Below are 19,797 nucleotides of genomic sequence, written 5' to 3' on the forward strand. Positions count from 1 at the left end.
AGTACCGATTATAACAGAATATTTTAATGCTGTAATAAAAACTTTAGAGGACAACTTTATGAGTAAGAGGTAGAGAACTTTTTGCTTAGTCAACAACTTTTATGCATGATCTATGAAAAACTTTTTGGAACCGTATTTTTTTCTTCAAAGTAAATATGGAGCAGCTTTTCTTTCTCTTCAACTGACAATATCAAAAATGAAAAATTTAATATTCGGGAAGTAATAATTCAAAAGTTCGCTCTCACTGGACATTCAACAAAAATAAAGCTTTATCTTTTTTCTCCAACTTTTGCACTTGATCCCTTTAGTGCATGATCCTACATGATCCTTCTTTTTTGATTTTCTTTGATATCATCGTTAAAACAAAAAACGCTGTAAACATTGATGTTTACAGCGTTTTAGCTTATTTTGGTTTCCCAACTGGCGGAGAGTGAGGGATTCGAACCCCCGGACCTGTTACAGTCAACAGTTTTCAAGACTGCCGCAATCGACCACTCTGCCAACTCTCCTTAAACTCCGATAGCATCGTCGTTTTCAGTGGTGCAAATATAAAATGTTTTTCACGATTGCCAAAATATTTCGGCATAAAATCTCGTAAAGTGCAATAATCAGTTAAAAATCAGAAAGATTAATTTTACGGATCGATATATCAAGGAAAATATATAAAAACAAAACGCACCAAAGGGTGCGTTTTATTCTATATGAGATTAAAAATTTAGTCTTCTAATTCAGCCAGGTACTTTTCTGCATCCATAGCGGCCATACATCCGCTTCCTGCAGCCGTGATTGCCTGTCTGTAGATATGATCCTGTACGTCACCCGCCGCGAAGACGCCCGGAAGATTGGTTTTTGCAGTCCCTTTTTCAGTAGCAATATATCCGTTCTCATCCAGAGTAATTTGTCCGACAAAAACATCGGTATTAGGCTTGTGCCCGATCGCTATAAAAATACCGTCCACCTCAATTGTGGATGTTTCATTGGTCTGATTGTTAATGACCACTGCCCTTTCAACCAAATTATTTTCCCCTTCAATGCCAATCAGCTCATGATGGAATTTTACTTCAATATTCGGAGTATTATGTACCCTGTGAATCATTGCTTTAGACGCTCTGAAAACATCTTTTCTTACCAACATAGTTACCTTTCTGCACAGTTTTGCAAGATAAGTAGCTTCTTCAGCTGCCGTATCTCCTGCCCCTACCACTACAACATCTTTTCCTTTATAAAAAAATCCGTCACAGGTTGCACATGCTGAAACACCTCCTCCGGCATATTTTTTCTCATCAGCAAGACCTAAATATTTTGCCGTTGCCCCGGTAGAAATAATAACGGTTCTGGCAAAAATTTCTTTATTCCCGGCATATAACTTATGTGTTCCCCCAACTTCTTTAGAAAATTCAACCTTCGTGATCATCTCATAATGTACTTTGGTATCAAATCTTTCTGCCTGCTTCTGAAGATCCATCATCATTTCAGGACCCGTAATCCCCGAAGGATATCCCGGAAAGTTATCCACTTCCGTGGTGGTGGTTAATTGTCCGCCCGGTTCAAGACCTGTATACAGCTCAGGTTTCAAGTCTGCCCTTGCCGCATAAATAGCTGCTGTAAAGCCGGAAGGTCCGGATCCTACGATCACACAATCTAAAATATTTTGCTCCATAATCTGCTTTTCAAAGATTTAAAATTTATGACCGCTAATTTCGTAATTTTTAATATTTAATTAAAGTTATTTTAATGATACTTGTCAATATCTAAGATGCCGGTTTTCGATTATGCCGTAAATAATACACTATCAGATTAAAAATATTGAAAACAACGCTTATCGGTCTTAACGGTATCAAACTTTCATCTTGATTTTATCCACATGAATGATTTTATAAACCAGTTCTTTAATCAGCTCTGCTTCATTCATGTTGACGGCTCCCAGCCCTTTTCCTTTCATATCGAATTCCCGTAGCACTGAGATCACTCTTGTGGCATGCTTTAACGGATACAGCCTTGCCGATTCTGAGTAATCTTTTATAAAATACGGATTAACTCCCATCTGGGAAGCAATTACCTGCGGAGGCTGGCCCGCCATGGTATGATACATGATGACATTGGAAAAATAGTTATACAAGCTTGAAAGCAGCATCACAAAAGGATTGTTCTTAGGGTTCTTCCCCATATAATGGGCAATTTTAAATGCGGCATTGGCATTTTTAGTTCCCAGAGCCTTCTGCAGTTCAAAAACATTATATTCTTTACTGATGCCGATGTGATTTTCTATAAGGGTACCGTCTAGAATTTCTCCCGGCTTAAGAATCATTTTAAGTTTATTCAGCTCATTGGCAATCCTCGAAAGATCGTTCCCGAGATATTCTGCCAGCAAATGAGACATATTAGGTGCCGTTTTCATGCCCAGCCTGCTGCATTCATCCGCAATCCATTTCGGAAGGTTATGTTCTCTTACCGATTCACTTAAAAAAAGTGCACCGGCTTTTTCCAGAGACTTGGTTACTTTTTTCCGGCTGTCTAATTTTTTATGCTTGTGCGCAAAAACAAGTACGGTGGAAGGAACCGGATTTTCCACATATACCTCCAACGCTTTGCTCTCGCTTTCGGTTAATTTTAAATCCTGTGCTTCCTTTACAATGACCAACTGCTTTTCGCCCATCATCGGGAACTGCCTGGCAAGAGAAAGAACTTCCGGATAGCCGGTATCTTTTCCGTAGACCACGGTTTGATTAAAGGCTTTTTCATCTTCACTCAGGAAATCATGTTCCAGGGCCTTTACGGCAAGATCAATAAAATAAGGTTCTTCTCCGTGAAAAAAATAAATCGGCAGAACTTCTTTATTTTTAATATTTTTGAGGATTGTATCTAATTCTTTCATCTTATAAATGGAACTTCCAAAACTGAACTTTCAGGAAACTTTTGATTTTAAATTCAAGCAGGACAAAGATAAGTTTTTTATTTATGACTTAGTTCGTAAAACTTACCTTTTGCTTACGCCTGAAGAATGGGTAAGGCAACATTGGGTTCATTATTATCTTACCGTGAAGTCCTACTCTACATCGGCTTTAATTACTGAAAAAAAGATTGTTCTGAATGGTTTAACAAAACGTATTGATCTTTTAATTACCGAAAAAGCTCAGCCAAAAATTTTGATTGAATGCAAAGCTCCACAAATCAAGTTAACTGAAAAAACGTTTGAGCAAACTGCAAGATATAATTCTATAATTGGTGCTTCTGAAATTATTTTAACAAATGGGTTGCAGCATATTAATGCGTTTTACGATGGCACGCAATATAGGTTTCGTAGATCTTAATCTCCAGATAACCAATGATGAAAAATATATCTGTTTTTTTATTCCTGTTTTTCTACGTATTTACTTTCTCACAGTCAAAAGTTCTTGTGAATAATAATCTGAATATTGTAGAAGATTCATTAAAAAGACAAAAAATCATTGAAAACTTAAGTCAATTTATTTTAGATAAAAATATTGAGAATGAGAATTTAAGAATTATAAATCCAAAAAACAAATTAGAAACCTGGCTGTTTTTAGATGAACTTAGAAAACTGCAGAATAGTAAAATATTTACAACACAATACAATCTGATGTATGAAATTATATCGGCTGAGGTTAGTGATAAAAATAATTATATTGTTTATCTCAATTGCTATTTTAAAGATAAAGAAACAAAACATTCAGTTGCGAATATTCAAATTTCAGTACAGGAAATAAACAACCAGCATTTGCTTTCATCGACAATTAAAAACAATTTAAATAATTGGAAATCAAAATCAATAGAAAATTACACTTTTTACTTTGAAAAGAATATTGATGAAAAAAAAATGAAAGATTTTATCTCAAAAAATAATCAGCTGAGTTTAAATCTAAAAGAACAAAAACTTCCCACCACAGTATATTGTGCAGATGGAATTTTAAAGGCTAACAAACTTTTGGGAATTGATTATAAAACAGATGAATCCGACGCTGGCAATTTTTTTTAGGAATTGATTATGCAAACAGCAACAACCACAGTGTATTATTTGTTTCTACGCAAAAAGGAATGCTGGATGATTTTTCTTTCGGCAGTCTCTGGAAAGCAAGAATTAATAAAAAATATCCACAAAAAAATTTGTATTTGCCAGTTCTCGAAGGATACTCCTACATTAACGACGGTCATCCTTTTTATAGATGGGAACAAATTTGGATACATTTTAGAGATGCATATTTAGGATCTAAAAAAACAGATTGGCTTTCACTATATGGTAATAAAGAAAACTTCAGTCTCCCTTCTACACCCATTTATTTTGAAAATCTCATCAATGGAATCATTATAAAAAAAATTGAAAAGGAAAAAGGTTTTGGCAGTGTTTTACAACTTTTAACCTGTGGAAAATTCAATCCTGAAGACCAGGAAAATTATTTTAAAACCTTGGAAAAAGTATCAGGAATTACAAAATTGAATTTCAATGAAAAAGTTGATGAATTAATCCGTATCGAAATTAAGAACAATCAATAATCTTTTTAGCCTTAAATTTGATTTAATGATTTTAAAAATTTACTTATGAAACGTTTAATCGTATTATCAACACTTCTATTAACTTCCACCGCAATTTTCGGTCAAAATCTTAAAAAAATTTCTTACCAGGACGGAGCTCAAAAACTGAACGGTTTAGTAACATCCAATGCAGGAAAAAAACTTCCCGGAGTTTTAATTCTTCCAGCCTGGAAAGGAATCGATGATGAAGCTAAAACCGCAGCAGCGGAACTTGAGAAACAGGGATACATCGCTTTTATTGCAGATATTTATGGGGAGGGAAATATTCCGGCAGATAATGATGCCGCAGCAAAAGCTTCGGGCTCTTACAAGAAAAATTATGAAGCGTACCAGAAAAGGATTTTTCTGGCTCTGGAACAGCTGAAAAAGAACGGAGCGCTTCCAGGTAAAGTTGCTGTTATCGGATATTGTTTCGGCGGAGCAGGCGCTCTTGAATCTGCAAGGGGAAACCTTCCTGTTGCGGGTGTGGTTTCTATTCATGGAAGTCTCGGAAAAGACCAGACGAGAAAAAACGGACCGATTTCCACAAAAATCCTGGTAGAAAATCCTGCTGATGATAAAAGCGTCGGTACAGAAGACTACAACAACCTGATCAAAGAAATGAATGAAGGACATGCCGACTGGCAGATTATTACCTATGCTCATTCCAAACATACTTTCACCGATCCGAAATCACAGGATTACAATGCCGTGATGGCCAAAAGAGCCTGGAATCATACGCTGATGTTCCTTAAGGAAATCCTTAAATAATGACTTCCTTCTCTATTCATCAGGTTGACACAATATATTAATCTTAATAAAAAACCTGGCAGATTTTAAATATCTGTCAGGTTTATATTTTAAAATGTATTTTTGCCAAGAAAGCTTATTTTGCTTCCAGCTCCACTTTGTATTCTTTCGGGGAATATTTAGTAAGAGAACCAGTCGCAGCATCGATTCCAACACCAATAGCACCACCCAATAAGATATTGACTAAAGTTACGGGATTGAAGGTCTTGGTAAGTTTAACTTCTTTGCTGGTAAAGCCTTCTTTTTCAAATGTTACCATTTGCTTACTCAAAGATCTAGGAATCTCTGCAGTGCAGGGTGTCGTACATTTTTCAACACCTTTATGAAATACTTTTGCTCCTTCGGGAGCTGAATTGAATGTGATTTTATCTTTTGTTCCCGTAATAATGGTAGCACAAGATGTTGTTGAAAGCGTAATCCCTAATAAAAGAGCGGCGAATAATTTATTTCTCATATGTATAAAAATAGTTGTCAGTTTTTACAGCGGCGAACTTACAAATAATTATACAATGATCAAATAACAATTTCTACCGTTAAGATGATTTAATTTTCAATAATTTCACTTTTACAGCTGAAGCACCACCAGTATACAACTTTATCGTCTCTTAACCGACTTTTAGCTTTTTTCCCGCATTGGCTGCAGACAGATTCATCTTTTTCATTTTCTTCCGCACTGTAACCGCACTGGTAACATCCCCAACTTAATAAGTCAGAATCTTCATCCATCTGATGCCAGGTGAAGGTATCTTCTCTACATTTTGGACAGGTTTGAGTGGCCATACTTAATCTACTCCTTCCTGCTCCCTGTTCACCAGTTCCATAGAAAACGCAGGAAGACAGATGGAAACATATACACATTCTTTGGGAAATGGGTTGCTGTAACGCACTCTTGCTCCTTTTTCAATCATAATGCTCTGGCCTTTTTCCAGAATTACGGTTTCCCCGTCGATCTCAAACTGTTTTTTACCGGAAATAATGAGGGTGAATTCGTCAAATTCCGGGGTCTGGTGCGGTTCGCTCCAGTTAGAGGGGGCCACCATATGCGCTATGGAGATATTTGAATTCTGTGTCGATTTTCCCCAGTGTTCTTCAATCAGCTTTCCGTCTGTAGTGGGGACAATAAACGGCGACTGCTGGATTTTAAATTTTTTCATATTTTTTTCTTTTTTGATTTCGTATACAATATTGGTTCTTGAAGGTTCGCCAAAATAGGCCACTTCCTGTTCATCAATCTTCCTGGCACCCAGTCTTTCCATCGCTTTCCGTGAACGGATATTATCTTTTCCTACGTGAAAGTATACCTGGTCTACAAACTGAAAAATATAATTAAGCATCAGCTTTTTGACTTTGGTATTAATACCTTTCCCCCAGGATTTCGTTCCGTAAAAAGTATAACCTATAAAAATACGGTTGGTGGTTTCATCATAATCATAATAACGGCTGCTGCCCAGTATTTCTCCTGAAGCTTTTTCTACAATCTTGAAAGCCCCCTTACTTTCCATGGCACCCTGGAAAAAGTTCTGAAAAACCTTTCTCTGGTAACGGTCCTTATTCGGATGCTGTTTCCAGACTTCCGGGTCGGAGGCCACCTCGTATAAAGACTCAAAATCCCCTTGCCGTAAGGGGATTAACTGATATTCCTGATCTTCCAGGATAGGCTGAATTGAAAAATGCATGGTTAGCTTTTTGTTTTGGCTGCTTCAGCTTCTATTTTTTTAATTTCTTTAAGCTTGTCTGCGATCTTAACCACCGCTTCAGGCTTAGCCGGTTTTATAGCCACTTCTGCCTGGGCCATATCCCATTTAATAGCCAGATTCCCGGAATTCTCATCTGTCGGGTTTAAAGTGATTTCAAACCATTCCTGCTTATCGGCCAGTTTATTAACCGGAACGGTAACATCTACAACATCCTGTTTTGCATCATAGGTATAGGCTCCCCACTGCTGGAAATCTTTATTTAAAATGACTTTCCATTCTTTTTCAGTCGGAACAATAAATAATCCGTATGTACCTGCCGGAACAATTTTCCCTCCGAAGTTCACGGATTGTCCGAAGGTAATTTTAGTGGATGAATTGGCACCTGCTCTCCAAACCTGCCCGTAAGGAACCAGATCTCCGAAGATTTTTCGGCCTTTCACACCCGGTCTTCCGTAATCAATCGTGATTTTAGACATTGAGAACTGCTGTTCTACCTTTTGTCTCGGACTTGCCGCCGGCACTGAATAATCTTGGGCAAAACTTAATGCTGAAGCTGATATACAAACTGCAAATAGTAACTTTTTCACTTTTAAAAATTTTATCTAAAAATACAAAATCGGGATGATAAATCAATTTCGGGTTTTGACAAATTTTGTTAAATTAAATTATAACCAGAATAACAATTACTCATATATACATTCAATTAATGAGCACAAGGCCGATGATAACATTTAAAGTAGTGACAGCGATAAGTCCGAATGTTTTTTAACACAATCTTAATTTTCAATACAGAGTTAGTTATCCGATTTTTTTTGCCTGCTCAATGTGCCGGAGACTATGATACTTTTTCCCTCTTTGACATAACAAATATGGCTGTCCGTATCGCCTTCCACTGTAAGAAAAAATGCCTGTTGATTACTTTCTCCTTTGGAATAAATTTGTATTGAGTAACGTCTGAATAATATTCTTATAATTGTCATGAGCAAAAATCTTATAAAAATATGAGAGATAAGATGTATAACAGTAATCTTATTCCGGCATGGCTTTCCATTTTTTAAGGATCACCGTATAAAAATACATAAATACAAAACCTATAACCAGAATAATATAACTTAAAGAAAAATCTAAGGTCTCAATGATTGTTTTGCAGTCGCTATATCCATTAGAACTTATCAACTCCCTGCATGTTTCTTTCTGATGAAGACTTATGATAAAGAATATCAGGAATACAAACAGCACAAAGGCATTGATGGAAACCGTAATGAATATGGATGAAGCAAGTTTTCCGAATTTTCTCATCATACATAAAGGAACCAATAATATCAGCAGCCCAATACCCAGCAGCAGATAAGAAATAAAAAACTCTTCATTTCCCCTTCCTCCTGATACAGAATATAAAACGGTAATAAGCACCACGGCGAGAAACAGAACGCCTGCACTGATCATACTGAACAGTAATGACCGTAAATCCGTTACTCTGAAACTGAAGATAACAGAAGCCAGAAAGAATGCAATCCAAAGGTAGATATGGATATTTTCTGAAAAGAAATCAGTCGATTTTATGACATCCACATTTCCCAAAAAATTCCGGAGGTCACTGGTATTGTAATAGTAATCGGTGAGGTTTTTCTTAAAATAATCTTCCGGAGAAATTTGTTTGCTGATATCAGGATTAAAATCCTTGATCTGGACGGATTTATTAACAATATGTCCCTCAACAACTTCCGTTCTCGCATCTGTCGCTACTGTAGTCGTTCCATAGTCATCATTATATTGACCGTTAGGATCGTATGCTTCATTCGGCCTGACCTTATATTTCTTAATAAAATAACGGACATTGAAATCTTCAGGCTGGTATACCATTTTTGCCCAGTTTTTGGAATCCAGGTTATGATCAATTCCAAATTCGCCTGAGATTCTGAGGAAATCTTTCATCAGCTTCTCAAGTTCTGCCGGATTCTTCTTGTTTAACAATTCTGCCGTGAGCCTGTTTACTTCAAATCTTTCTTTCCGGTAAGAATTTTTATAATCATTGAACTGGTCATTATAATATCCTCTCTTTAAAAACATTTTCTCTTCAAGATTGTTCCGGTAAAACAGACTTGAAAAATTATAAAATGTAAGGCCTGTGGTTTTGATATAGGGTGAAAGATCCACTACCTCTTTTTTAAAGTAATAGGTTTCAGAATCATCATTCTTTTCCGAGTAGGCAAATCTATTTTCCGGCTCCGTTTGAGGATAGGAATAATTCCCCGCTGCATCCTTCTTATCTACTGTTTTTGAATACAAGGTATAGAATTGATACACACGGTCATAATACACAAAGTATTTCTTATTGCGGTCTATTTTTTCAATATTTGTTTCACAGAAGAGATCCGGATACTGCGGAAATACTTTATTGTCGAGGGTGTAATTCTCAATGTCCTGAGAAAAGAAAGGATACGTCCTGTTAATGACCGCTACCTTTTCCGACATTTCATTGTCAGGATACGTATTTTGCACAAAGAGCCTAAAGCCCGTCATGTATGAAAAGAAGAATGAAGTACAGGCGAAGACGATGATAAAATACTGCAGGAACTGTGAAAACAGTTTCCATTTCGTAGTTGGATAAAAGTTTTTGAAAGCATTGTTTTTAAACATCAAAATCAGCCATCCTACGATCATAAGGATAGAAATAATCAAATGAATAAAAATCATCCCGTCTGCAAAATAATCATCCCTTACATCAAACTTCTGAAGCGATTTAGGATCCGAATGTGAAATATAACCGATAATAAAAAAGACAATATGAATGATAAGACTCGCTAGAAGCATCCATACGATCTTTGTGTTCCAGATTGTAGGATATCTTTCCAGCAAATACTGATTAAACTGCTTTATTTTTTTCTGCATTTTTATAGATTAAAATGAATTTAATTTACGAAGAACCGTCTGGTGGAGGATGAGATATTCCTGAGATATACAATATCTGTTTTGGCATTCCCAAGCGCTGTCATAACCTCATAAAACGCTGTTTCTGAAGAGAAATAAGCTACATACACGCCTCCGTTGAAATTCAGTTTTTCAAGACTGAAACCTTCAAAAGCCTTAATCAGATCTTCTCTTGAACTGTCGGTATCGATCTCTATAATCAGCTTATTGTTAATTTCATCTTTCAACTCGGAATTGTCCTTGTATTGTCCATTTTTCAGGAAAATAACCTTATCAGACACCTTTTCCACTTCATATAATTGCTGTGAACTCAGAATAAGTGCAATAGGATGGTTAACAGAACCGGCAATCGACCTGAGATCTTCCAAGATTACCTGCTGAGCCACTACATCAAGATTTGCCAGAGGCTCATCCAGCAGAAGGATTTCAGGTTTTCTCAAAAGCGTTCTGGCCAATTCAAACCGCATTTTATATCCGGAAGAAAGCTCACTCCACTTCAGGTGCCTGTAATTCCAGAGACCAAGCCTGGCAATCATCATCAGCGTCCGGGTTTCATTTTCCTCCGGTCTGATCCCGTAACCGGAAAGGACAAATTTTAAATTGTCTTTTACATTTCCATACCATTTGGCTGTTCTCTGCGGAATGTACACCAATTTTGTACGAAGATCATAATCGTCTTCAGATTCTTCATTGAAGGAATATTGCAGCTCTCCTTCATGGTAAGAAATTTCTCTAGCCAAAATCCGCAGCAAAGTGGTTTTGCCATTGCCGTTTTCCCCTACCAGTCCATATACCTGGCCTTTGTTGATCTCTATGGAAACAGGCCCCAGAGAAAAGCGGTTGTGTCCATAAGATTTCACAATATTCCTTGCCAGAAGTACTGATTTTTCAAGTGAATATTCTTTTACCGGGATTTTTTCGATTCTTTGAAGCAGAACTTTAGATTTCTCAATCAGATTACCTGCGTCTTCAGGATGTTTTTCTTTCCAATCGGTCAGATCAATAGCTTCTCTGTAAATTCCCATATCCTGGGTATCCATTGCACAGTCCAGCAATCTCCTGAATCCTAAAACAGTATCTTTATTATTGAAAAAATGATAGACTTCTGCGACTCGCTGCTGATGTTTGGTCATGTGGTGTTTAATATTATTAATTCTTCCTTAAAGATATGCATTTGTACGCATCCGGATTCTTATTTAATTAAAATATGATGGTAAATTTTCTTACATTTAACCTTGCATATCATCAACAATCATGAGCAATAAGATCATTTTTTCACTGAGCTTCTTTCTTTCATTGTGTATCATTAAAGCTCAGGACACCATTCCTTTCAGGATTACAAAATACAATAACGTTATTATAAAAACTTTGGTAAATGATAAAGATTCGCTCGATTTAATGTTTCAGATTGCCATGGAGGACGCTTCAATTTCACCCGAAAGAACCAGAAAAGCAGATCACATTATTTTTAAAGATGAAATCAGCGATGGAAATACAATAAAAATCGGAACTAAAAAATATGAAAACATCAGATTTTTCGACAATGAAATTACCGGTCATGAAGCCGACGGAAAATAGGAACCGGAATTTTTAAAGGAAAAACGTTTAAGATTGATTATAACAACCGTCAGTTTGTAATTTATGATAAAATGCCTGACCTGAAAGGATATCAATCGATTCCACTATTTTCAAAAAACGGATATTTCTCTATTGTTGCTGATAACATCATCGAAAATCAGCAGGAAGAATTGTATTTTCTTTTGCAGTCGGGTTATTCGGGCGGCTTAATTTACTGCAATGAATTTTCTGATGGGAAAGAATTGGATAAAAAACTAAAAATAACAGGTGAAAAAACAATGAAAAATTCAGCAGGAAGAAGCGTCACAACCAAACGGGGAATTTTACCTTTTTTGAAAGTCGGAGATTTTATTCTGAAGGACGTTTCAGCAGGATTTTTTGTCGGAGAATTGAAGACTCAAACGGTAAATTATTTCGGAGCCGATTTACTGAGAAGATTTAATTGGATTTTTGATGTGGAAAGAAATAAAGTTTATATAAAACCCAGCAAATATTTTAATGAGTCTTATTACAAAATAAAATAAGTCCATTCATTCTATAAATAAAATTCAGACTTCTTAAAAATTACTGGTCCGAATGCATTGCTCTTATCTGAAAAATCTTCATACAACGGGACAGCTGATTCATGTGGATGGTTGGTATATGCATTTAGACAGGAGTTCAGGTTAGAAATAATATATCGGTCAATAATTCAAGTAGCTTAATTACGAATAATTCTTTTGTATTCGAAGGTAGTTTTTCCCCTATATTTAAACTCTTTTTCACTTAAAAATCTACCATATTGTCTTTTTTCGATTAAAGAATCATTTTTATCGTAATAATATTTATCAATGAATTCAACATATTCATTTGGATTTCCAGAATTAGTAAGAGCACTATCTCTTTTATATATAGGTTTATTGCGAGAATTGTATTTAAAATATGTTCTTAACCTTTGGTTTTCTTTGAACTCCCAATCTTCGATTAACTTATTTCCTATACTATCATAAATAAATTTGGAGTTCTTAGAAATACTTTCATTTTCTGATTCCCTTATTTCAGAAATTTTATCTTTAACATATTTATATTTTATTGATAAATGTCTTAACGGATAATCCTTTTGAATCAATTGATTCGATTTATTATATCTGATAATCTGAGTTGTATCAACTTCATTAAATTGATAAGTTATAAATATAAGGTTTTGCTTTTCATCATATAAATATTTATCAATCAGTATATTTGTTTTACCACCACGACGATATATAGATTTAATTTCTTTGAGTTTATTATTATGATCGTAAAAGAAAAATTGAGAATTGTTTTTATTGATTATCCGATTTCTGGAATCGAATACCACAAATCTTTTTTCTTCAAAATTCAAAGAATCATTTTTAGTAAAATCTCTCTTGATTATTTCAAATTTTACCTTACCATTTTTTTCAGAATAATCCAATAATCTTTTTTCTTCAAAATCTCCTTCACAAGAAATTATGGACAAGAATGATAATACACCGAAAATTTGTTTCAACATAATAGTTTCTGTAACGTTTCAATAAATTTAGTATTTTCTAAAAATATCCATTAAAAAAGCGGAAGAAAATATCTCCCGCTTTTATTATATCTCAATCCGGAAACTACATCGTTTCCATTTTGAAAGTCATACTTTCGATTACTTTCAGGATGGCTTCCACCGTATCCATTGAGGTTAAGCAAGGAACGCCGTTCTCCACACTCATTCTCCTGATCTGGAAACCATCTCTTTCGGATTGCTTACCTTTCGTCATGGTATTCACTACGTATTGAACTTTTCCTTTCTGGATCAGGTCGATCAGGTTCACGCTCTCTTCTCCGATTTTATATCCGATTTTGCAAGGAATTCCCTGTTCGCCGAAGAATTTTGCTGTTCCTTCCGTCGCCCAGACCCTGAAGCCTACTTCATGGAATCTTGCTGCCAGATCAGCCGCTTCCTGCTTATGCTTATCTGCAACCGTGAACAAGATCGAGCCGTGCATCGGAACTTTTCTTCCGGCTGCCACCAATCCTTTATATAATGCTTTTTCCAGAGTGGTATCTTTGCCCATCACTTCTCCTGTCGACTTCATTTCAGGCCCTAAAGAGATATCAACTTTTGCCAATTTTGAGAAAGAGAATACAGGAACTTTTACAAAAACACCTTCTTTATTGGGAACCAATCCGTTTTTACAACCTAAATCCGTTAGTTTCTGACCTAAAATTGCCTTCGTAGCCAAATTCGCCATCGGAACTTCCGTGATCTTAGACAGGAAAGGAACCGTTCGTGATGATCTTGGGTTTACTTCGATGACATACACATTACCTTCAAAAAGCACATACTGAATATTCATCAATCCAATCACTTTCAGCCCTTTTGCCAATCGCTGGGTATAATCTACCAGGGTTTCCACTTCACTTTGTGAAATATTCTGTGGAGGATATACTGCAATTGAATCTCCGGAGTGAACTCCTGCCCTTTCAATGTGTTCCATAATTCCCGGGATTACGACCGTTTCCCCATCACAGATGGCATCCACTTCAATTTCTTTTCCCACCATGTATCGGTCTACCAAAACCGGATGTTCCGGACTTGCGTCTACCGCAAACTCCATATAGTGAGCTAATTCTGCTTCGGTATATACAATTTCCATGGCACGTCCTCCTAAAACGTAGCTTGGACGAACCAATACCGGATACCCGATTTCATTGGCAATTTTTATCGCCTCTTCCTTGGAAGTTGAGGTCTTTCCTAAAGGCTGGGGAATCCCCATTTCCTGAAGGGCTTTTTCAAATTTATCTCTGTTTTCTGCTCTGTCTAAATCTTCAAGGGAAGTTCCCAGGATCTGAACGCCATGAGAAGCTAATTTATCGGCTAAGTTAATTGCTGTCTGTCCGCCGAACTGAACCACAACGCCTTTTGGCTGTTCAAGTTCGATGATGTTCATAACATCTTCTTCCGTTAACGGTTCGAAATATAATTTATCCGATACGGAGAAATCCGTAGAAACCGTTTCAGGATTGTTGTTGATGATAATGGCTTCGTAGCCCATTTCTTTGATGGCCCAAACTGAGTGAACGGTAGCGTAATCAAACTCAACACCCTGCCCGATTCTGATCGGTCCTGAACCTAAAACAATGATTTTATCTTTGTCTGAAGCTGCACTTTCGTTTTCTTCTTCGTAAGTTCCATAGAAATATGGAGTTTCGCTTTCAAATTCCGCAGCGCAGGTGTCTACCATTTTGTACACCGGCATGATTCCGTTTTCTTTTCTGAAATTGAACACTTCACGTCCTTTTACATCCCAGAGAACCGCAATATTAATATCAGCGAAACCTAATTTTTTAGCCTGTAATAAGGTTTCTTTATCAAATTTATTATCAGCGATGATCTTTTCGAAATCAATCAACTTCTTAATTTTCCAGATAAAGAATTTATCGATTTTGCTCCATTCTACAATCTGCTCCCAATCGTATCCTCTTCTTAAAGCATCGCCGATGATGAAAAGCCTCTCATCGTCACAAACTCTGATCCTTCTTTCGATTTCTTCTGCAGTAAGTGCTTGCGCCTGTTTGGTCTTTAAACCGATATGTCTAATTCCAGTTTCCAATGAGCGGATGGCTTTCTGTAAAGACTCCTCGAAGTTTCTTCCGATTGCCATTACTTCACCTGTCGCTTTCATCTGGGTTGACAGTCTCCTATCTGCCGTTTCAAATTTATCAAACGGGAACCTCGGGAATTTCGTCACCACATAATCCAAAGCCGGCTCAAAACAAGCGTATGTTTTTCCCGTCACCGGGTTCATGATTTCATCCAAAGTCAATCCGACTGCAATTTTTGCTGCAATTTTAGCAATCGGGTATCCTGTTGCTTTACTTGCCAACGCCGATGACCGGGAAACCCTGGGATTTACCTCGATGATATAATAATCAAATGAATTAGGGTCTAAAGCCAGCTGTACATTACATCCGCCTTCAATTCCTAAAGCCCTGATGATTTTTAACGAAGCGTTTCTCAACAACTGATATTCTCTGTCAGAAAGGGTCTGGGAAGGCGCCACCACAATTGAATCACCGGTATGTACGCCAACCGGATCGATGTTTTCCATGTTACAGACTACAATGGCGTTGTCGTTTGCGTCACGCATTACTTCGTATTCAATTTCTTTGAAGCCTGCGATGGATCTTTCGATCAGACACTGCGTTACCGGGCTGTATTTTAATCCCAATTCTGAAATTTCTTTTAATTCAGCTTCATTGGAAGCAATTCCGCCACCTGTTCCTCCCATGGTAAAAGCAGGTCGAACGATTACGGGATAACCGATCTCTTCAGCAAAACGCAATGCTCCTTCTACTGTATTTACGATGTCGGATTCAGGAACGGGTTCGTTCAGCTCTCTCATTAATTCACGGAACAAATCCCTGTCTTCTGCCCTGTTGATTGCTGAAAGCGTGGTTCCGAGAACCTCAACTTTACATTCCTCAAGAATCCCTGATTTTTCCAATTCTACTGCCATGTTCAAGCCGGTCTGTCCGCCAAGCGTCGGTAAAAGTGCATCGGGACGCTCTTTTCTGATGATATGACTTACAAACTGAAGGGATATCGGCTCGATATACACTTTATCGGCGATTTCCACATCAGTCATAATCGTTGCAGGGTTTGAATTGATCAGAATGACCTTGTAGCCTTCTTCTCTCAAAGATAAACAAGCCTGTGTTCCTGCGTAATCAAATTCCGCCGCCTGACCGATGATGATAGGCCCGGAACCGATTACTAAAATTGTTTTTATATCTGTACGTTTTGCCATTTTCTAATTTAGATATGAGATGCCAGATGTCAGATTTCAGACTTCCGGTGTTATGTTATTTTTTTAGATTAGATTTGAATGTATAAATCATTCTTTGGATTTCATTGAGATCTGATATTAAACTATTCACTTTTCTGTATTCAATAAATTTAATTCTCTTGTTAAGATAAATTGTGTCTGCAATTCAAAAGAAGAAGCATTTGCTATTCCGAGAAAGTGGTAGAATTCTCTGTCATTATTTCTGCCCGCTCCTTCTGCAATATTTGAAGGGATTGAAACTATAGATCTTTTAATTTTAGAAATCAAACCGAATTTTTCATCTTTCGGTAAATCAGCACAAATAATATAAACTTCTTTTGCAAGCTCTATTGATTTCTGCCAGAAAATTAATTTCTCAAAATTATGCATATTAAAAGTCTTTTATCTGATGTCTAATATCTGAAATCCAATTACTTTTTAAAATTCTCCATTAAATCTATGAAGTCATCAAACAAATAATTTGCGTCTTCAGGACCCGGACTTGCTTCCGGGTGGTACTGAACGGAGAAACAAGGATGAATCTTGTGTTTCAGACCTTCGTTTGTCCTGTCATTCAATGCGATGTGTGTTTCAATTAAATCTGTATTTTTCAAACTTTCCTGATCCACTGCATAACCGTGGTTTTGAGAAGTAATAGCCACTTTGTTTTTTTCTAAATCCAATACGGGATGGTTTCCTCCGCGGTGTCCGAATTTCAACTTGAACGTTTTTGCTCTACAAGCCAACCCTATTAATTGGTGACCCAAGCAGATTCCGAAGATCGGAACTTTTCCTAATACTCCACGGATCATTTCCAAAGCCTGTTGGTTGTCTTCAGGATCACCGGGACCATTGGAAAGCATTACGCCGTCCGGATCCATCAATAAAATTTCTTCTGCAGTAACATCCTGGGAAACTACCGTGATATCACAGTTTCGTTGGGATAATTCTCTGATAATCCCCAATTTGGAACCGAAATCAACCAAAACCACTTTCAGCCCTCTTCCCGGATTGGCGTAGGACGTTTTCGTAGAAACCTGTTCCACCTGATTGGTTGGGAATGTTGTAGATTTTAATTCTAAAACTACAGTATTTTCATCCGCATCAGCATTGACGATTTTTCCTTTAACCACTCCATGGTTCCTGAGAATCCTTGTCAGCCTTCTGGTATCGATTCCTGAAATACCCGAAAGATCTTTCTTTTTAAATAATTCATCTAAAGTGATCTGAGTACGGAAATTAGATGGCAGGTCACAAAGTTCTTTTACAATAAGACCTTTGATGGCAGGCTCAATACTCTCGTAATCATCTCTATTAATTCCATAGTTTCCGATAAGCGGATACGTCATGCAGACAATCTGGCCGCAGTAAGACGGATCTGAGATCAGCTCCTGATACCCTGTCATCCCGGTATTGAAAACCACCTCTCCCACAGTTTCCGATGCTGCTCCAAAACCCTCTCCATGAAATACTTCACCGGACTCCAGTATTAATTTTTTCTTCATTTTCTTTATCTCTTTATTCTATTTTATTTCTATTACTCTTGTATCATGTCGGTTGTAAGAAGTATAATGTATTTAAAATGATACATTTTACATCTTATTTACTTAAAGGTATGCCCCTGTTTCTCCAGGGCTTCTTTCAGAATGGCCATTCTTGCAAACACTCCGTTTTCCATTTGTTTAAAAATTCTTGAACGTCCGCATTCTACAAGTTCCGTATCAATTTCCACACCTCTGTTGATAGGCGCAGGATGCATGATAATCGAGGTTTCTTTCATGCTCTTCTCTCTGGCCTTAGTCAATCCGTATTTCCTGTGGTATTCCGATGGGTAAAAACTCATTTTGGCATCGTGGCGTTCATGCTGAATTCTTAACAGCATCAGAACATCTACTTCCGAAATAAGCTGGTCTACGGCTATATAAGTACCGTTGATTAAAGCTCCTTCATCAAACCATTGTTCAGGTCCTGAAAAATATACTTTTGCGCCTAACCTTCTTAATGCTTCAGCATTTGAATTGGCAACACGGCTGTGTTTTACATCTCCTACAATTCCGATTTTCAGGCCTTCAAACTTTCCGAATTCCTGGTAAATGGTCATCAGGTCCAGCATACACTGGGAAGGATGGTTCCCCGTTCCGTCTCCTCCGTTGATTACAGGAATTCCGATGTTTTTCAACTCATCAAAATAACGGTCTTTCTTATCTCTGATCACGACCAGGTTTACTCCCAGGCTTTCAATTGTCTTTACAGTATCATATAAACTTTCACCTTTGTTCACAGAACTGTTGGAAGCATCAAAGGAAACAACCTGCAGGCCCAGTTTCCTTTCAGCAATATCAAAGCTGGTCTTTGTTCTTGTACTATCTTCGAAGAAAAGGTTTGAACAAAAAACTTCTCCTTCAATTTTAGCCGTTTTCCCATTTGCAAAAGCCATGGCTTCTGTCAGTATACTGTTGATTCTCTCAGTGCTCAGTTCTGTAATCGTAAACATAATAAATCAAATTTTTTGCAAAAAAAAAGCGAAGAAAATATCTTCGCTTAAAATAAATAAATATCGTAAAGGGCGTCTACGCCAGGTAATTCTAATGATATAAATACTGTGTTATTCATTAGGCGCAAAGATACAACAATTTTGTAAACCTCCAAAGAAAATCTGACTTAGTTAAAATACCACAATTATATCCTGATTTCATTTTTAAATATTATTTTTGTTACAATTCAATCATATTCATATGGATTTCAAAGACAAAATGATTCTCAGCATCATTCAGGAAAATTCTACTCTATCCGTAAAGGAAATTTCAGAGAAGATCGGGCTTACTTTCACACCGACCTATGAACGGATCAAGCAGCTGGAGAAAAACGGAACCATAGAGAAATATGTCGGTCTTCTGAACCGTGAAAAGCTGGGATTGAATATCGTTGTTTATTGCAATGTCCGCCTGAAGGAGCAGTCCCAGAAAGTTTTAGAAAGCTTTGAAAAGAATATCGGAAAATATGATGAGGTTCAGGAAATCATCAGTCTTTCCGGAGAATATGATTATATGCTGAAAATTGTTTCAAAGGATATTAACACCTATAATGATTTCACCGTTAACGTTATTTCAAACATTCCTAATATCGGGCAATATCACAGTTCCATCGTACTGCACGAGGTCAAAAAAACCACGAGTTTTAAGATTGATCTGGAATAGTGTATATTATTGCTTTTTCACTGAATGATTCCTACCATTAAAGGAGCATGTTATACATCTTATGAATTAGTCAGCTCTTAATATCTTTAGTACTAAACGGTGCAGGGCTACAATCTTATTTCATAAAATATATCTCGATTCCGCAGGTGGTTGATATGAAATAGCCTTAATGAAATTCAGAGGAAAAATCGCCAACATACAACGTTATTCAATAATTAAACATACATTTAAGTAACC

General features: G+C 36.9%; 20 protein-coding genes, 1 tRNA gene and 1 pseudogene. 7 read left to right on the top strand and 15 right to left on the bottom strand.

The window, feature by feature from the left end:
* Positions 1-421 precede the first annotated feature (421 nt).
* From MKJ01_RS12430 to holA, 3 genes are all read right to left on the bottom strand, one after another.
* Positions 422-509, bottom strand: a tRNA-Ser gene (locus MKJ01_RS12430).
* Positions 510-715: 206 nt separating this feature from the next.
* Positions 716-1,660 (bottom strand): thioredoxin-disulfide reductase, encoded by a 945-nt coding sequence (gene trxB, locus MKJ01_RS12435; RefSeq protein WP_241614423.1) that lies wholly within the window; start codon positions 1,658-1,660, stop codon positions 716-718.
* A 177-nt stretch (positions 1,661-1,837) separates the two neighbouring features.
* Positions 1,838-2,875, bottom strand: a complete 1,038-nt coding sequence (gene holA, locus MKJ01_RS12440; protein ID WP_241614422.1) for a DNA polymerase III subunit delta — start codon at positions 2,873-2,875, stop codon at positions 1,838-1,840.
* Positions 2,876-2,882: 7 nt separating this feature from the next.
* Here holA and MKJ01_RS12445 point away from each other — a divergent pair, with 7 nt between their 5' ends.
* Genes MKJ01_RS12445 through MKJ01_RS12460 form a run of 4 tightly spaced genes read left to right on the top strand, consistent with a single transcriptional unit; the run spans position 2,883 to position 5,301 of the window.
* Complete coding sequence (locus tag MKJ01_RS12445) at positions 2,883-3,311, top strand: type I restriction enzyme HsdR N-terminal domain-containing protein (protein ID WP_241614421.1); 429 nt, start codon at positions 2,883-2,885, stop codon at positions 3,309-3,311.
* Positions 3,312-3,325: 14 nt separating this feature from the next.
* Positions 3,326-3,997 (top strand): hypothetical protein, encoded by a 672-nt coding sequence (locus MKJ01_RS12450; protein WP_241614420.1) that lies wholly within the window; start codon positions 3,326-3,328, stop codon positions 3,995-3,997.
* Between the two features lie 59 nt (positions 3,998-4,056).
* The gene (locus MKJ01_RS12455) at positions 4,057-4,512 is read left to right on the top strand and encodes a hypothetical protein (protein ID WP_241614419.1); all 456 of its coding nucleotides are present in this window, start codon (positions 4,057-4,059) and stop codon (positions 4,510-4,512) included.
* Positions 4,513-4,557: 45 nt separating this feature from the next.
* Positions 4,558-5,301, top strand: a complete 744-nt coding sequence (locus tag MKJ01_RS12460) for a dienelactone hydrolase family protein (RefSeq protein WP_241614418.1) — start codon at positions 4,558-4,560, stop codon at positions 5,299-5,301.
* Between the two features lie 115 nt (positions 5,302-5,416).
* Here the strand turns inward: MKJ01_RS12460 and MKJ01_RS12465 are convergent, their stop codons facing one another.
* The 7 genes and pseudogenes from MKJ01_RS12465 to MKJ01_RS12495 form a co-directional block, all read right to left on the bottom strand.
* Positions 5,417-5,794 carry a PEGA domain-containing protein gene (locus tag MKJ01_RS12465; protein ID WP_241614417.1) on the bottom strand — a complete coding sequence of 126 codons (378 nt, stop codon included), beginning with the start codon at positions 5,792-5,794 and terminating at the stop codon, positions 5,417-5,419.
* A gap of 89 nt (positions 5,795-5,883) precedes the next feature.
* Positions 5,884-6,120 carry a hypothetical protein gene (locus tag MKJ01_RS12470; protein WP_241614416.1) on the bottom strand — a complete coding sequence of 79 codons (237 nt, stop codon included), beginning with the start codon at positions 6,118-6,120 and terminating at the stop codon, positions 5,884-5,886.
* Positions 6,121-6,122: 2 nt separating this feature from the next.
* Complete coding sequence (locus tag MKJ01_RS12475; RefSeq protein ID WP_241632628.1) at positions 6,123-6,494, bottom strand: cupin domain-containing protein; 372 nt, start codon at positions 6,492-6,494, stop codon at positions 6,123-6,125.
* A 93-nt stretch (positions 6,495-6,587) separates the two neighbouring features.
* Positions 6,588-7,016 (bottom strand): annotated as a pseudogene (locus MKJ01_RS12480) (GNAT family N-acetyltransferase); the annotation flags it as partial.
* Between the two features lie 2 nt (positions 7,017-7,018).
* Positions 7,019-7,624, bottom strand: a complete 606-nt coding sequence (locus MKJ01_RS12485) for a DUF2911 domain-containing protein (RefSeq protein ID WP_241614414.1) — start codon at positions 7,622-7,624, stop codon at positions 7,019-7,021.
* Between the two features lie 442 nt (positions 7,625-8,066).
* Complete coding sequence (locus MKJ01_RS12490) at positions 8,067-9,929, bottom strand: hypothetical protein (protein ID WP_241614413.1); 1,863 nt, start codon at positions 9,927-9,929, stop codon at positions 8,067-8,069.
* Positions 9,930-9,949: 20 nt separating this feature from the next.
* Positions 9,950-11,101, bottom strand: a complete 1,152-nt coding sequence (locus MKJ01_RS12495; RefSeq protein ID WP_241614412.1) for an ATP-binding cassette domain-containing protein — start codon at positions 11,099-11,101, stop codon at positions 9,950-9,952.
* Between the two features lie 121 nt (positions 11,102-11,222).
* On the opposite strand from MKJ01_RS12495, the gene MKJ01_RS12500 reads away from it, so the two are divergent.
* Both MKJ01_RS12500 and MKJ01_RS12505 read left to right on the top strand, forming a co-directional pair.
* The gene (locus MKJ01_RS12500) at positions 11,223-11,546 is read left to right on the top strand and encodes a hypothetical protein (protein ID WP_241614411.1); all 324 of its coding nucleotides are present in this window, start codon (positions 11,223-11,225) and stop codon (positions 11,544-11,546) included.
* A 71-nt stretch (positions 11,547-11,617) separates the two neighbouring features.
* Complete coding sequence (locus tag MKJ01_RS12505; RefSeq protein WP_241614410.1) at positions 11,618-12,070, top strand: hypothetical protein; 453 nt, start codon at positions 11,618-11,620, stop codon at positions 12,068-12,070.
* Between the two features lie 176 nt (positions 12,071-12,246).
* On the opposite strand, the gene MKJ01_RS12510 is transcribed toward MKJ01_RS12505, so the two are convergent.
* The 5 genes from MKJ01_RS12510 to MKJ01_RS12530 form a co-directional block, all read right to left on the bottom strand.
* A complete protein-coding gene (locus tag MKJ01_RS12510; protein WP_241614409.1) occupies positions 12,247-13,059 on the bottom strand; it encodes a hypothetical protein in 813 nt (270 codons plus the stop codon).
* Between the two features lie 103 nt (positions 13,060-13,162).
* A complete protein-coding gene (gene carB, locus MKJ01_RS12515) occupies positions 13,163-16,345 on the bottom strand; it encodes a carbamoyl-phosphate synthase large subunit (RefSeq protein ID WP_241614408.1) in 3,183 nt (1,060 codons plus the stop codon).
* Positions 16,346-16,471: 126 nt separating this feature from the next.
* Positions 16,472-16,753, bottom strand: coding sequence for a four helix bundle protein (locus MKJ01_RS12520; RefSeq protein WP_241614407.1), 282 nt, complete (start codon positions 16,751-16,753; stop codon positions 16,472-16,474).
* 41 nt (positions 16,754-16,794) lie between these two features.
* Entirely contained in the window at positions 16,795-17,868 is a 1,074-nt protein-coding gene (locus MKJ01_RS12525; RefSeq protein ID WP_241614406.1) for a carbamoyl phosphate synthase small subunit, read from the bottom strand.
* A 98-nt stretch (positions 17,869-17,966) separates the two neighbouring features.
* Positions 17,967-18,857 (bottom strand): aspartate carbamoyltransferase catalytic subunit, encoded by an 891-nt coding sequence (locus MKJ01_RS12530; RefSeq protein ID WP_241614405.1) that lies wholly within the window; start codon positions 18,855-18,857, stop codon positions 17,967-17,969.
* Between the two features lie 241 nt (positions 18,858-19,098).
* Between MKJ01_RS12530 and MKJ01_RS12535 the strand changes: the two genes are divergently transcribed.
* The gene (locus tag MKJ01_RS12535) at positions 19,099-19,560 is read left to right on the top strand and encodes an Lrp/AsnC family transcriptional regulator (RefSeq protein WP_241614404.1); all 462 of its coding nucleotides are present in this window, start codon (positions 19,099-19,101) and stop codon (positions 19,558-19,560) included.
* Positions 19,561-19,797 lie beyond the last annotated feature (237 nt).

The organism is Chryseobacterium sp. SSA4.19 (genome assembly GCF_022601875.1).
Taxonomy (GTDB): Bacteria; Bacteroidota; Bacteroidia; order Flavobacteriales; family Weeksellaceae; genus Chryseobacterium.

Bases quoted from the DNA above. Each gene is read 5' to 3' on its own strand.
- MKJ01_RS12530 (WP_241614405.1), bottom strand. From the start codon at position 18,857: ATGTTTACGATTACAGAACTGAGCACTGAGAGAATCAACAGTATACTG.
- MKJ01_RS12455 (WP_241614419.1), top strand. From the start codon at position 4,057: ATGCTGGATGATTTTTCTTTCGGCAGTCTCTGGAAAGCAAGAATTAAT.
- MKJ01_RS12505 (WP_241614410.1), top strand. From the start codon at position 11,618: ATGCCTGACCTGAAAGGATATCAATCGATTCCACTATTTTCAAAAAAC.
- holA (WP_241614422.1), bottom strand. From the start codon at position 2,875: ATGAAAGAATTAGATACAATCCTCAAAAATATTAAAAATAAAGAAGTT.
- MKJ01_RS12525 (WP_241614406.1), bottom strand. From the start codon at position 17,868: ATGAAGAAAAAATTAATACTGGAGTCCGGTGAAGTATTTCATGGAGAG.
- MKJ01_RS12475 (WP_241632628.1), bottom strand. From the start codon at position 6,494: ATGAAAAAATTTAAAATCCAGCAGTCGCCGTTTATTGTCCCCACTACA.
- MKJ01_RS12490 (WP_241614413.1), bottom strand. From the start codon at position 9,929: ATGCAGAAAAAAATAAAGCAGTTTAATCAGTATTTGCTGGAAAGATAT.
- MKJ01_RS12460 (WP_241614418.1), top strand. From the start codon at position 4,558: ATGAAACGTTTAATCGTATTATCAACACTTCTATTAACTTCCACCGCA.
- MKJ01_RS12450 (WP_241614420.1), top strand. From the start codon at position 3,326: ATGATGAAAAATATATCTGTTTTTTTATTCCTGTTTTTCTACGTATTT.
- MKJ01_RS12510 (WP_241614409.1), bottom strand. From the start codon at position 13,059: ATGTTGAAACAAATTTTCGGTGTATTATCATTCTTGTCCATAATTTCT.
- MKJ01_RS12520 (WP_241614407.1), bottom strand. From the start codon at position 16,753: ATGCATAATTTTGAGAAATTAATTTTCTGGCAGAAATCAATAGAGCTT.
- carB (WP_241614408.1), bottom strand. From the start codon at position 16,345: ATGGCAAAACGTACAGATATAAAAACAATTTTAGTAATCGGTTCCGGG.
- MKJ01_RS12470 (WP_241614416.1), bottom strand. From the start codon at position 6,120: ATGGCCACTCAAACCTGTCCAAAATGTAGAGAAGATACCTTCACCTGG.
- MKJ01_RS12500 (WP_241614411.1), top strand. From the start codon at position 11,223: ATGAGCAATAAGATCATTTTTTCACTGAGCTTCTTTCTTTCATTGTGT.
- MKJ01_RS12535 (WP_241614404.1), top strand. From the start codon at position 19,099: ATGGATTTCAAAGACAAAATGATTCTCAGCATCATTCAGGAAAATTCT.
- MKJ01_RS12445 (WP_241614421.1), top strand. From the start codon at position 2,883: ATGGAACTTCCAAAACTGAACTTTCAGGAAACTTTTGATTTTAAATTC.
- MKJ01_RS12495 (WP_241614412.1), bottom strand. From the start codon at position 11,101: ATGACCAAACATCAGCAGCGAGTCGCAGAAGTCTATCATTTTTTCAAT.
- trxB (WP_241614423.1), bottom strand. From the start codon at position 1,660: ATGGAGCAAAATATTTTAGATTGTGTGATCGTAGGATCCGGACCTTCC.
- MKJ01_RS12465 (WP_241614417.1), bottom strand. From the start codon at position 5,794: ATGAGAAATAAATTATTCGCCGCTCTTTTATTAGGGATTACGCTTTCA.